The organism is Methanococcus voltae PS (genome assembly GCF_024807035.1).
Lineage (GTDB): Archaea > AGJL01 > Methanococci > Methanococcales > Methanococcaceae > Methanococcus > Methanococcus voltae.
In genome coordinates this window covers 281,489-294,475 of sequence record NZ_JANUCQ010000002.1, presented here as the reverse complement: position 1 = coordinate 294,475, position 12,987 = coordinate 281,489, and the positions used below count along the sequence as shown (strand labels likewise).

Annotated in this window: 16 protein-coding genes and 2 tRNA genes; 11 read left to right on the top strand and 7 right to left on the bottom strand. The window is 30.7% G+C overall.

The features are described from left to right. Positions 1–18 precede the first annotated feature (18 nt). Positions 19–1,638 carry a lysine--tRNA ligase gene (gene lysS / locus M2325_RS04595; RefSeq protein WP_209631762.1) on the bottom strand — a complete coding sequence of 540 codons (1,620 nt, stop codon included), beginning with the start codon at positions 1,636–1,638 and terminating at the stop codon, positions 19–21. 328 nt (positions 1,639–1,966) lie between these two features. Then, positions 1,967–2,040, bottom strand: a tRNA-Cys gene (locus M2325_RS04590). A gap of 775 nt (positions 2,041–2,815) precedes the next feature. Here M2325_RS04590 and M2325_RS04585 point away from each other — a divergent pair. From M2325_RS04585 to M2325_RS04535, 11 genes are all read left to right on the top strand, one after another. Next, positions 2,816–2,900 (top strand) — tRNA-Ser (locus M2325_RS04585). Positions 2,901–2,956: 56 nt separating this feature from the next. Further along, positions 2,957–3,406, top strand: coding sequence for a 30S ribosomal protein S13 (locus M2325_RS04580; protein ID WP_209590939.1), 450 nt, complete (start codon positions 2,957–2,959; stop codon positions 3,404–3,406). 230 nt (positions 3,407–3,636) lie between these two features. Continuing rightward, positions 3,637–4,173 (top strand): 30S ribosomal protein S4, encoded by a 537-nt coding sequence (locus tag M2325_RS04575; protein WP_209590938.1) that lies wholly within the window; start codon positions 3,637–3,639, stop codon positions 4,171–4,173. Positions 4,174–4,182: 9 nt separating this feature from the next. Then, positions 4,183–4,557: a 30S ribosomal protein S11 gene (locus tag M2325_RS04570; protein ID WP_209590937.1), complete on the top strand. Its 375-nt coding sequence runs from the start codon at positions 4,183–4,185 to the stop codon at positions 4,555–4,557. A 218-nt stretch (positions 4,558–4,775) separates the two neighbouring features. After that, positions 4,776–5,342 (top strand): DNA-directed RNA polymerase subunit D, encoded by a 567-nt coding sequence (locus M2325_RS04565; RefSeq protein ID WP_209591114.1) that lies wholly within the window; start codon positions 4,776–4,778, stop codon positions 5,340–5,342. A gap of 181 nt (positions 5,343–5,523) precedes the next feature. Further along, positions 5,524–5,886, top strand: coding sequence for a 50S ribosomal protein L18e (locus tag M2325_RS04560; protein ID WP_209590936.1), 363 nt, complete (start codon positions 5,524–5,526; stop codon positions 5,884–5,886). Positions 5,887–6,022: 136 nt separating this feature from the next. Beyond that, positions 6,023–6,436: a 50S ribosomal protein L13 gene (locus M2325_RS04555; protein ID WP_209590935.1), complete on the top strand. Its 414-nt coding sequence runs from the start codon at positions 6,023–6,025 to the stop codon at positions 6,434–6,436. Between the two features lie 16 nt (positions 6,437–6,452). Further along, entirely contained in the window at positions 6,453–6,857 is a 405-nt protein-coding gene (locus tag M2325_RS04550) for a 30S ribosomal protein S9 (protein ID WP_209590934.1), read from the top strand. A gap of 438 nt (positions 6,858–7,295) precedes the next feature. Further along, positions 7,296–7,502: a DNA-directed RNA polymerase subunit N gene (locus tag M2325_RS04545; RefSeq protein ID WP_209590933.1), complete on the top strand. Its 207-nt coding sequence runs from the start codon at positions 7,296–7,298 to the stop codon at positions 7,500–7,502. Between the two features lie 39 nt (positions 7,503–7,541). Next, a complete protein-coding gene (locus M2325_RS04540) occupies positions 7,542–7,727 on the top strand; it encodes a DNA-directed RNA polymerase subunit K (protein WP_209590932.1) in 186 nt (61 codons plus the stop codon). Positions 7,728–7,960: 233 nt separating this feature from the next. Beyond that, positions 7,961–8,899, top strand: coding sequence for a phosphopyruvate hydratase family protein (locus tag M2325_RS04535; RefSeq protein WP_259051623.1), 939 nt, complete (start codon positions 7,961–7,963; stop codon positions 8,897–8,899). Between the two features lie 90 nt (positions 8,900–8,989). Here the strand turns inward: M2325_RS04535 and M2325_RS04530 are convergent, their stop codons facing one another. The 5 genes from M2325_RS04530 to M2325_RS04510 form a co-directional block, all read right to left on the bottom strand. Further along, complete coding sequence (locus tag M2325_RS04530; RefSeq protein ID WP_209590930.1) at positions 8,990–9,187, bottom strand: 4Fe-4S dicluster domain-containing protein; 198 nt, start codon at positions 9,185–9,187, stop codon at positions 8,990–8,992. A gap of 143 nt (positions 9,188–9,330) precedes the next feature. Next, the gene (locus M2325_RS04525) at positions 9,331–9,630 is read right to left on the bottom strand and encodes a HypC/HybG/HupF family hydrogenase formation chaperone (protein WP_209590929.1); all 300 of its coding nucleotides are present in this window, start codon (positions 9,628–9,630) and stop codon (positions 9,331–9,333) included. Positions 9,631–9,768: 138 nt separating this feature from the next. Beyond that, positions 9,769–10,287: a YqaA family protein gene (locus tag M2325_RS04520; protein ID WP_209631764.1), complete on the bottom strand. Its 519-nt coding sequence runs from the start codon at positions 10,285–10,287 to the stop codon at positions 9,769–9,771. Between the two features lie 291 nt (positions 10,288–10,578). Next, positions 10,579–11,937 carry a nucleotide sugar dehydrogenase gene (locus M2325_RS04515; protein ID WP_259051621.1) on the bottom strand — a complete coding sequence of 453 codons (1,359 nt, stop codon included), beginning with the start codon at positions 11,935–11,937 and terminating at the stop codon, positions 10,579–10,581. Between the two features lie 90 nt (positions 11,938–12,027). After that, the gene (locus tag M2325_RS04510; RefSeq protein WP_209631766.1) at positions 12,028–12,960 is read right to left on the bottom strand and encodes a UDP-N-acetylglucosamine 3-dehydrogenase; all 933 of its coding nucleotides are present in this window, start codon (positions 12,958–12,960) and stop codon (positions 12,028–12,030) included. Between the last annotated feature and the right edge of the window lie 27 nt (positions 12,961–12,987).

The window sequence follows — 12,987 nt, the reverse complement described above, 5'->3', positions numbered from 1 at the left end:
TATATATTCTATTTTATATTATTTGTATAATTCAATTACTTTTTCCCTATTTAACGAAGCTAAGAAGCTACCTAATTTAGGGCCGTATTTTTTGCTTAATAACATAGCGTATGAAGCTCCAAAAGCGTCTTTAGGGTCTAATTCTAATGAATTAGCTACTTCATAGATTAACTCGTGCAAGTTCATTGCAGTAATGTCCTGAGTTTCAAGAGCTTCAAATCTTGCAATAAATGTGTTAACCCATTCTTTTTGGGCATCTGAAAGTTTTTCATACTCCATTTTTGCCTGTTCTTTTGTATTAATGATTAATTTTTCACCGTAATTTTTAGCCCAGTTTTTACTCATTTCAAGTCTTGCAATAAGTCTGGTTTTATCAAATTCGGTAAATTCTTCCACATTGTAGCCATTTCGACTTAATATGTCGTATGCTCTTTCCATATCAATTTCTTCGTTATCTGCAATTGCAATTTGTGCAATAATTGAACAGAATTTGTATGCTACTTGAACAGGTAATTTTTCAGGAATATTTGAAGTTACAACCTCGTATAACCTAATTTTATCGAGGTCATTTGTATTTATTTCTTCTTCCGGATTATTTTTCTGTTTTTCAATTAATTCGAAGTATTTTCTTTCTAACTCGTCGTAATCGTCAACTATGTTAGGAATTCCTTTTAAATCAAAGTCGATGTGTTTTGAAGGTTTACTTCTTACTAATAAGAATCTCAATATTTCAGGATGGCAAATCTCATTCCAATCCTTAACTGCAAATACAACACCTGCAGATGAAGACATAGGAACGGCTTTATCTCCCACTTTCAATTGAATCCATTCATAAATCATTTTTTCAGGTGGAACGTATCCATAAACCATTCTTGAGATTTTAACACCTGTATCATATGAACCGCCGGACGCACCGTGGTCTTTACCCATAGGTTCTGCAGTTACGCCGAATATTTGCCATCTAGCAGGCCAGTCAACTCTCCATGGTAATTTACCGATTCCATCGAATGGTTGAACGGTATTTTCAAATCCACAGTCGGAACAAACGTAGGTAATTGTTTTATCTTCGCTATTGTATCCTAATATTTTCGTGTTTATCATTTTACCGCATTTTTCACAAACAACGTTTAAAGGATACCAGTCATCAGCAAGTGGCTCTTTTCTGAATCCGTCGAGGATTTCTTTGATTTTTAATCTATTATCGAGAGCTTTTATAATTGCATCGTTGTACATACCAGCTTTATAGCATTCACTCGCTCTGTATGTGGTAATTTCAATACCCAGGTCTTTTAAACTGTTCAAGTACGGGTTTAAGAAGTGTTCTGCGTAACTATTACAGCACCCTTCAGGACAAGGTATTTCACTTAAAGGCATACCAATGTATTTTGTGTATTCTTCAGTTAAGAACGGGTATAATTTCCTAAGTGGGTCATAATCGTCTGCAACAAATATTAATTTTGCTTTTTTACCTGCTTTTTTGAGTCCTTGGTAAATACCATCTGCAGTAAGTGTTTCTCTTGCATTTCCAACATGGATGTGACCGGAAGGGGTTATACCACTTGATACGACATATTCCTCAATTCCTTGTCTATCTCTTTTTTTGATTATTTTTTCAGCTGTAGCATCTGCCCAGTACATGTTTTTCCTCCATAAAATATTCAATTTGGACATTATAAAAATCTTAAATAAGTGATTTTAATTACTTATGTATTAATTTTATAAAAAGATTGACTATAGGATATATAGAATTGATGATTTATTAAATATAAAAATAGAATTTAAACTTAAAACAAAGAATAACAACTAACAACTAACAACTAACAACTAACAACTAACAACTAACAACTAACAACTAACAACTAACAACTAACAACTAACAACTAACAACTAACAACTAAATAAAAAAATAATTAAAAGTAACAATCATAAATTTAAATAAATGAATATATTTGCTTAAAATAAAAAAAGCCAAGGAAGGGATTTGAACCCCTCTGAAGCGGATCTGCAGTCCGCTGCCTCGCCGGACTAGACTACCTTGGCACTTGCGTGTTTTTGCTATTTCTTTTATTTACAAGTATAGGAAGGCTATTCTACTATATAAAGTTTTCTATAATTTATCATACATCTACATATACTATTTTAAAATTGACAGAATAATTATTTTAAATTATAAAATTCATATATTCCGATATACGCGTTTTAAAAAGCTTTATATATTATAAATAACATCTCTATAGTATATTATTATAATAAATGAGAAACACGTAATCTATACGATAACTAACGTTATTGGTAGATTTAAATCGAAATCTATATAAATAAAGTTAACATAGTATTTGATGAAGTATTAAGGGACTGAAACACAGATATATATTTAATTACAATGAATTACTTAATATATACTAAATTATACTCTAAATGACAGTATTTCAAAATTTAGGAATTATATTTTAGTTTTTAGTGTAATTTTCAATGTATTTAGGTATTAATTGGTTGAATTAGGTTCCCAAGTCTGTAAATTTAATATTAAAGTGAATATACGGGTATTTGCCTTTTAAAATGTGCAAAATACAAATATATGTGATTATACACGAATATATTAGTCATATGGATTATATGGTTGAAGTCAGAAACCCTAGTTTGATATGGTTGGTAAAAAATTAAGCATTTGCTTAGTAAATAAAATTAATCAATACAATTAATAAATACAAGTAGTTAGAATTACAATATTCGTTTAATAAGTTTATTAATTATCGCTTAACAATCAAAATGCTTTTATATGGTACAGCGAATGAAAACTTAAAAACGTTGATGTGCAGAGATAGTCTAGCCCGGAAAGGCGTACGGCTGGAACCCGTATGAGGCTTTGCCTCTCGGGGGTTCAAATCCCCCTCTCTGCGTCACTTTTTTATTTTTTTTACAGTCATCAAACACGAAGATCTCTGGAGGTGCAAGAGTGACTCAAACAGAATTTAGACACAGAATTAGAATATCTAAAACAGATTTAAAAGGGGAAAGTCCTTTAGAATACGCTCTTCAAGAAATAAAAGGTATTGGTAGAGCAATGGCAAGAGCTATCATTAGATTAACCGAGTTGGACCCTAAAGTTCAAGCAGGTTACATTGGTGATACAGAAGTAGCTAAAATCGAGTCAGTATTGGAAGACCCAGCAAAACACGGTATACCATCTTGGATGTTTAACAGAAAAAAAGATGTATATTCAGGGTTAGACAAACACCTTATCGAAACAGATTTAACAATGACCGTTCAAGAAGATATCACAACAATGAAGAAACTCAGATGTTATAGGGGTATCAGACACGAATTGAGATTACCATGTAGAGGCCAAAGAACAAGAGGCTCATTCAGAAAAGGTAGCTCAATGGGTGTTAAAAGAAGAAAATAATTGAGTAGCTTTAATGTTCATATCTAGCATTACATTACCTATGTATTGTAGGTATTTATGACATTTCTAGTAAAGACTTAATTAGTAAAAAACGAGTGCTTTATTCAATAGCATAACATATAATCGATATTAAAGTCGATAGACCTATTTATCTAATGACCTAAGCATGGCAGAACGCAAATGCAATTAAATGCGAATAAAAGCAAATGCAAGTGCAAAAAGGTGAAAACATGGGAGACCCAAGAAGGTTAAGTAAAAAATACGACACACCTAATCATCCTTGGATTGGCGAAAGAATAAACAAGGAAAGAGATTTAAGTCAAAAGTATGGTTTAACAAATAAAAAAGAATTGTGGAAAATGGAAACACAATTAAGAAACTACAGAAGACAAGCAAGAAAACTTATCAGCAACACAACTGCACAAGGTGCTAAAGAAGCTGTTCAGTTATTCGCTGTTTTGAAAAGATACGGTATCTTAGTTGAACAAGAGCCAACATTAGACCACATCTTATCATTAAATATTGAAAGTATCTTAGATAGAAGATTACAAACAATTGTGTACAAAAACGGTTTAGCAAGAACGCCAAAACAAGCAAGACAATTTATCGTACACGGTCACATTGCAGTTAACGGTAGAAAAGTATCATCCCCTTCATACTTAGTTGCACTTGAAGAAAATGATGCTATTTCATATGTGGGTATTTCACCATTGGCTGCTGAAAATCATCCTGAAAGAACAAAAGCCGTTGCAGACGAAAAACAATAAGGTGATTAAATGAGTCAAAAATGGGGAGTAGTGCACATATACGCATCATACAACAACACAATACTTCATGTTACAGACGTAACAGGTTCAGAAACAATTGCTAAGGTATCTGGTGGTATGATTGTAAGAAACCAGAGAGATGAGTCATCACCTTACGCAGCAATGCAAGCAGCATTCAAAATCGCTGATTTAATCAGAGATAAAGGTATTGACCACGTTCACGTTAAAGTAAGAGGTACTGGTGGACAAAAATCCAAAAATCCAGGACCAGGTGCTCAAGCAGCTATCAGAGCTTTATCAAGAGCAGGAATTAGAATCGGTAGAATCGAAGATGCTACCCCAATTCCACACGATGGTACAACACCTAAAAGGAAAAACAGATAATTAATCTAATTTATAAATTTATTCAAAAGTATAGCGAATAAATTAATCAATTTTACTTTTAATTATTCCTATATTTTAGAATTAAAGTTTATAATAAGTTTAGGGTTAATTTATTAGATAATTTATTAGATAATTGGACAATAAATACCCATTACGTAGTTATTAAATATTTATGAAATTGTTATGAAATTGATTTGGTGATTTTTTTGATAACTGATATGCAAAAAGAGGTAAAAAGAACCGGAGAGATTATAACTATAAAAGTTGAAGCTCCTTTGTCTTTTTCCAGTGCATTAAGAAGAATAATGATATCAGAATTACCAACTTATGCTATAGAAAATGTTTTTTTCTATGAAAACACATCATCAATGTATGATGAAGTTTTAGCTCATAGGTTAGGTATGGTACCAATAAAAGGAAAACCAGTAAGTTCTGATGAATTAATAACATTTGTGGTATCTAAAGAAGGACCTTGCACAGTTTACTCATCAGATTTAAAATCAGAAGTTGGAGAACCTGCTTTTGATAATATACCTTTGGTTAAATTGTTAGACGGTCAGAAATTAGAAGCTGAATGTGAAGCATTGGTAGGAACCGGTAAAATTCATTCAAAATGGCAACCATGCAACGTGGTATATAAACAACTCGAAGATAACCTCGTAGAGTTTAAGATAGAATCACACAAAAACATGGAAGCTGAGGATTTAATAAGGTCTGCATTAGAAATTCTTAAAAATAAGGCCGAAACATGCTTAATTGAATTAGAAAGTCATGTATTTAATTAAAAACAAAATAAAATACATATATGGACATATATTAGTTAACTATCTCAAATATGTCAAATATTTGATATAATTAATTCCAAAAATTTCACGAAACAATATTATTTATAATATTATTAGATTATTCATAAATATTTAATATTAGAAAAATGATAAGATAATCAAACATGACATGGTGAAAATCATGAGAAAGTTACTTGCAACAAACCCTGAAGTACACGGATTGGTACAATTCTTAAAAGAAGCAGCTTTTAAAAATGAGGCACCAATTTGGAAAGACGTTGCTAAAAGAATGGCAAAACCTTCAAGAAGAAGAGCAGAAGTAAATATCAGTAAAATAAACAGATATGCTTCAGAAAATGATACAATCGTAGTAGCTGGAAAAGTTTTAGGTGCTGGTTCATTAAAACAAAATGTTACAGTAGCTGCATTTAATTTTTCAAACACCGCTAAATTAGCTATTGAAGCTGCCGGTGGAAAATGCATAACAATCCCAGAACTCGTAGAGCAAAACCCTAAAGGTTCAAAAGTAGTTATAATGGCATAATTGAGATTTTTAAAATTTCTTATTATATTATTATTAGCTAATATAACAATATAGTTATTTACAATAGTTATACTAATTATACTCGTAATTACAATATGAATAATATACGAACGATAAACACGAAAGGTGGATAAGCATGGTTGTTATTAATGCTGAAAACGCTGTAGTTGGAAGATTAGCTTCATACGTTGCTAAGGTTGCATTAAGCGGTGAAGAAGTTACCATTATCAACGCTGAAAAAGCAATTATGACTGGTAGCAAAGAATTTGTTTTCCAAAAATACGTGCAATTAAGAAACAGAAAAAGTATTTCCAACCCTAAAAAAATGGGTCCAAAATTCCCAAGAAGACCAGAAGACATATTAAGAAGAGTTATTAGAGGCATGCTCCCTTACAAAAAACCAAGAGGAGTAGCAGCTTTCAAAAACATCAAAGTTGAAGTAGGAGCTCCTGCAGGTGTTGAAGCAGATATCATTTTAGGTTCAATGCCAAAAACCAACAAGTACGTAACTTTGGGAGAACTAAGTAGCTTCTTAGGTGCTAAATTTTAATTTGAGGTGATTTAGCGTGAAAGTTATCAATACAGTAGGAAAAAGAAGAACTGCAGTTGCAAGAGCTACTGCTAAAGAAGGAAACGGAAGAATTAGAATTAATAAAAAACCTATTGAGTTAACAGAGTCAAAATACTTAAAAATGAAGTTAATGGAACCTGTTATCTTAGCTGGTGAAGAAATAAACAACATTAACATCGACATCGACGTTAAAGGTGGCGGTGCTGTTGGTCAAGCAGAAGCAGCAAGAACTGCTTTAGGTAAAGCAATCGTAGAATTCGTAGGAAACCTCGAATTAAAAGATAAGTACTTAGCTTACGACAGAACAATGTTAGTTAGCGACGCAAGAAGAACTGAACCACACAAACCAAGTAAGTCTTCAAAAGGTCCAAGAGCTAAAAGACAAAAATCATACAGATAAATTATTTACTATTTATCTTTTAGATTTTACTTTTACTTTTATGAATTATAAATTGAATTATAAATTAGATATATATTGAATAATTATTGATTTTTAAGTTTTAGATTTTACTATTATTAATCTTATTAAGTTTATTGGGTTATTAATATCCATTTCAATTAGTAAAATAATAATATATTAAGAAATTATGGTTTACTAAGTTTAAGCTTTAGATTTTAAGTTTTTAAGTTTTTTATCAGATTTAACTTTATTAACATTATGTTTAACAATTATAATTTTAATATTGACGATATAAAACGTACGGTAAGACATATCTATCATAAGTACGTATCATAAATATGTATCATAAAATAGATATTAATAAATAATAGCTTAATAAATATTAATGAGAATCAATACACTTTAAACACTTAATAATTACCGGCAAAAGGTGATAACATGATGTTTCCGGTTAGATGCTTTTCTTGTGGAACTGTCGTTTCTGAAGTATACGAAGAATACCACGAAAGACTTAGTAATGGGGAAAAACCAGACGATATTTTAGATGACTTGCAAATCACAAAATACTGTTGTAGAAGAATGTTTGCATCTCATAGATTACAAAATAACAAAGATTTATTTGACGATGTTATGGAATACAAATAAATAATTTAATCTTACTCACAATTACGTGCGGGTGATTTTTTGAGCTATACAAAATTTGAAAAAGCGAGATTAATAGGTTCAAGAGCCTTGCAAATTTCCGGTGGAGCACCAACTACAGTCGATTCAGAAAGTAGTTCTTCTTTAGATTTAGCAATTGAAGAGGTAACCAAAGAGGTTGTACCCTTAACAATCAAAAAACCTAAAGTTATTAAATTAGATGAATAATATCAATATTATTAATTATTTAAATAAATATATATACCTATAATTTTCTCAAATTTCTATTAATTTTCCTTAGTTGTTATTTACTAATACTAATTTATCGGCTAATAATCAAATAAACAAAGCTTTATTTCGTCTAATTTTACCAATATTTACTAATCTATTAATTTATTATTAATAATGCTATTATCACTATTGATACTATAATAATTTAAAAATCAAAACAGGGGATTTATTTGGAATATGAAACAGCTATAAAAAGAGTAACTGCAAAGAAAGTATTCAAAAATTCCAAAATTCAGGTTAAAATATCCACAATAACCGAAAAAGGGATAGGGTACGATGTTATAGATGTGGATAATCCAGAATATGTAATTTCGGACATTGAAAATGTAATAGCTCCTGAAATCGTAGGATATCCTGCATATGACCAGGATTTCATTGACGCAATAATTTGTGACACAAATGTGGATAATCCTATGATTACAATGAGTGCATCGGTTAGTGTGGCCAGAGCTGCATCAAACAGTATTAATATACCAATGTTTAAACACATAGGCGGTATTTTATCATCTGATTTGCCCGTGGTAAGTTGTCCAATCTTGTCAGATAAAAAAGGTAATCAATTAATCGTATTTCCCATGGCGGAATCAATAGGGGAAATGATACATATTTATGAATTCATCATTGGAAATATATATCCTAAATACCAATCTAGAAACATGGAAGGCGAATTCGTCTGCAAGTCTATTTTTGATAATATAGACGACTTTTCCGAAATAATATCAAATATTGCAGAAGAAGAAGACTTGGATATCCTAATGGGTGCAAAAATAACCAATTACGACCAAAGAATAGAAGGTTTAGATTATTTAGAAGCAAATGAGATTGTAGATTTCGATGGTTTGTTATGTACTGAATGTATGGACGAAGAAGCCGATATTTCAAAAATAAATCCATATACAACGGGTTCTTTAACAGAAATGAAATATTTGATAAGCTATATGACAAATGCAGGTATTACGCCAATGATAGATTCGGAAAATACATCTTTCGCGCATTTGGCAATAGGTTTTAAAGTGCCAATAATAAAAACATGCTTAACATCTAAAATTTTAAACGAACTTTGGAATGTAGAAAGAGTTCTAAAAAATCCAAATGTTACAAGATTTTAAAATAAATATTTAAAAAATCTTTAAAATAAATTATGCTATCTTATTTTTTTATATATTATCTTTTTTAATTTTTTATTTTTATTTTTATTTTTAATTTGATTCAAAATCTAATATAATACAATCGTTAGGACAAACATCCGTGCAAACTTTACACCATACGCAAGTTTCTTCATTAATTGTTATTATTTTATCCTTTGATATATCAAATATTTCCATGGGACACGTATTAACGCATTCTGCACAATCTAAACCACTACAGAAATTATAATCTATTTTTATTTTAACCAAATTATTCCCCGTAAAATTTTAATTAGCAATTAATCGATAGTTAGTAATTAATAATTAATAAATAATAAATAATAATCAATAACACGTTTAAATAAAATTTAAAATAGTAATTTATTGTTAATGTATATTCTGAATTATGTAATTTATTCTTTTTTCATAATTCCCTTTAAATCTTCTGGAACGTTAACATTTTCGTTTTTTCCTTCCATTTCATCCAAAGCGTCAAATAAGTCTTCCCATGTATCAAGGGTTATTTTAGCATCTTCTTCGCTTAATTTTTCTAAAGCATAACCTGTATGTATCAATACATAGTCTCCAACGCTTACATCTTCAAGTAAAGCCAATTTAGCTTTTTGTTTAACGCCTTTGTATTCTGCAACTGCGTATTTTTCCCCATCTTCTTCAAAAATTTCAACAACTTTTGAAGGTATTGCCAAACACATATTCACTACCACCTAATTTAATTTACAATTATATAGTTTTTTAAAATATTTAAAGATAAGGGATTCAATTTTTTTATGGGATTCTATAAAAATAACAATAACAATAACAATTTTCATGTTTTGATATTTTATAGTATTTTAAAATGGCCAAATACCATGTGATTTTAAAAATGCGTATAAACCAAAAGGCGCAACTATTGCGCCATGTTTTAAAACTCTACTAATTATAACGGCAATGATATACGTTTTAAATGGCATTTTAAAAGCACTAGCTGACCAACAGATTAGTTCAAAAGGTATCGGTGTAACACCTACAACGATAATGCCCATAGGACCCCATTTTTCTAAAAAACGATTGGTCTTTTCATAGTATTTATCGCTTTTAAAAAATTTATGATACCATCGTTCCCCATATCTTGATGCAAGGTGGTATGTAACAATTGCTCCAAGAGTACTACCAACCGTTGAAGCTAAAAGTACCCAAAACCAATTTAAACCAAAAGTAAGACCGGGAATCATAAATATTTCGGTAGGAAATGGTTGAAATATTGATTCTGTAAATCCTAATACGAATATAGCCCAAACACCGTATTTTTGTACTAAATAAAGTCCTAAATCGACAAATGGGTTAATAAATGTAGACAATTCTATACTCATAGTACACCCTAGGTACTTTTTTATTTATTGTGTATAGTGTAAATTAAACACAGCATGTAAATTTTTCTAATTTTTATCGTATAATAGTTTGCAATATTTTATGTAATTAAAAATTATTCTAATAATTAAAATAAGTTTAAATCAAAATCATTTTCAATTATTATTGCATCAAACAATATATTATTTTTCATATATAAAAGAATGATAATTAAACTAATAATTTAAAATAAACTATAAACTAAACTATAAACTAAACTATAAAAATAACAGAAATAAATTAAAAAATAAATTTTATAATTTAAAATTACCTGCACTCAAATATTTAAATCCTTTTTCACGTGCAACAACTGGGTCAATTATATTTCTACCATCGACAATTAATGGAACGCTCATATTATTTTTTAAATCTCCTAAGTTCATATTTTTGAATTCTGCATGGTCAGATGTTATAATAACTGCATCCCACATATGAGCCTCTAATTCAGTCCATTTTGCACCAAATCTTTCTGCATCTTCCTCATTACACAATGGGTCGAAGGTATAAACGTCTGCGTCCCAACTGTTGAGTTCAGAAATTATTGGAATGGCAGCGCTCTTCATAAATTCCTTAACGCCCCCTCTAAAGGTAAGCCCTAATACAAGAATTTTGGCATTTTTAAGTGACTTTTCAAAGCTATTAAGACCTTTAATGGTTAATTCAACCATGTGATGCGCCATATAATCATTTAATTCTCTTGCAGTTTTAGTAATTCGTGGATTGAATTCTTTTGAAGAGTTGATTACAAACCACGGATAGACAGGTATACAATGACCTCCAACACCCGCACCGGGTGTGTGGATATGACAATAAGGTTGTGTATTAGCTGATTCGAATACTTCTAGAGCTTCAACATCATGCTCTTCACACCAAAGTGCTAATTCGTTAGCTAACCCGATATTAACATCCCTATAAACGCCTTCAAATACTTTAACGGCTTCAGCTCCTTTAATGCTACTAATTGGCACAATACCTGCGCTATTTATAGTTTCATACATTCCACTTAATATTTCAAGTGTTTTTGAATCATTAGCACCTATAATTTTGGGGTATTGACCTTTAATATCTCTAAGTGCAGTACCTGTCATAGTCCTTTCGGGAGCATGCGCAAGTCCAAAATCACCATCATTTAACTTTAAACCATTCTTTTCTAAAATTGGTATAAGACTTTCGGTTGTAGAAGGGGGCATTGTAGCTTCTGTAATAACTATATTACCTTCTTTTAATCCACTAGCTATTATTTCAGCAACATTATAAACAGGTTCAAGTTTAATATTGCCTTTTTCATCAGTCAGGGTAGGAACAAGTATAATCATAATGTCGGCTTTTTCAGCGGCAAGTTTTCCATCGGTCGTGGCAGTATAAGTTCCATTTTTAACGTTTTTAGCCACCAATTCACTTAAAAATGGTTCTTCTGTAATATGGTTTATACCTTTATTCAAGTTTTGAACAACTTCTTCGCAAATATCGACACCTATTACATTAACGCCAGCTTCTGAAAAGACATTTGCAAGAGGCAAACCCATTTTACCTTGACCATAAACTGCAACAGTTATTTCACCGTTTTTAAATTTATTTTTAAATTCTTCTTTTGATAAATTTAACATACTCATTTTATTACCTTTATCGTTATCGTTATTGTTAAATATATTGTTAGTTTATCCTTTTATTATTATTTTTAATTATATTTTTTTATCCTTTTATTATTTTGAACTCTTTAAAGCCTTAAGGGCAACTTCTAAAGCATGAAGGCCATCTTCACCACATACTAGCGGTTTTACATCATTTTCGACACTTTCAATAACATTCAGTAGTTCGTTTTTAAGTGGTTCTGAATGCTCTATTTTAGCTTTTTTAACCCATTCATTATCATATATTGTCAGAGATTGGTCAATATAGTCTAAATAAGCTATCCCTTCAGTTCCAATAACGCTCAAACTTCTGGTTTTGTGCGGTGTAAGTCTATTAGTTTCAATAATTCCATCAACATTGTTTTCAAAACTTGCAATAATAAGCGCATAATCCTCAGCATCGGAAGGGTGTTTTACATTTTTAGCTTTTGCGTAAACGTCTTTTACTTTTGAACCACATAAAAAGTGCATAGCGTCAATATCATGAACTGAAAGGTCAAGAATAACTCCTACGTCAGTGATACGTGAAGTCATAGGTCCAACCCTCTTGGCAGTCATCGTAACGATATCGCCCAAGACTCCCTTTTCAATATGTTTTTTAAGTTCTAATATCGCAGGATTAAACCTTTCAACGTGCCCAACCGCTAATTTAACGTTATTTTTCTTAGCAAGCGCTATAAGTTCCTTTGCATTTTCGATGCTATCTGCAATAGGTTTTTCCACAAGTACATTAACGCCAGCTTCTATAAATTCACTTGCAATTTTTTTATGTAAGAACGTAGGTACAACAATACTAACAAGGTCAACGCCTTCGTTTATAAGCTCCTTGTAATCGGTGAAAGCCTTTGTATCGAATTCTTTTGCTATTTCGTTAACTCTTTCCTCATTAGTATCTGAAACGCCTACTAGTTTTATATCTTTTTCTTTACTTTTTTCTAATTCTTTATAAATTCGAACGTGGTTGTAACCCATCATTCCAACGCCAATAACACCAACTTTTAACATATTATCACCTATTAACATTATTCCATA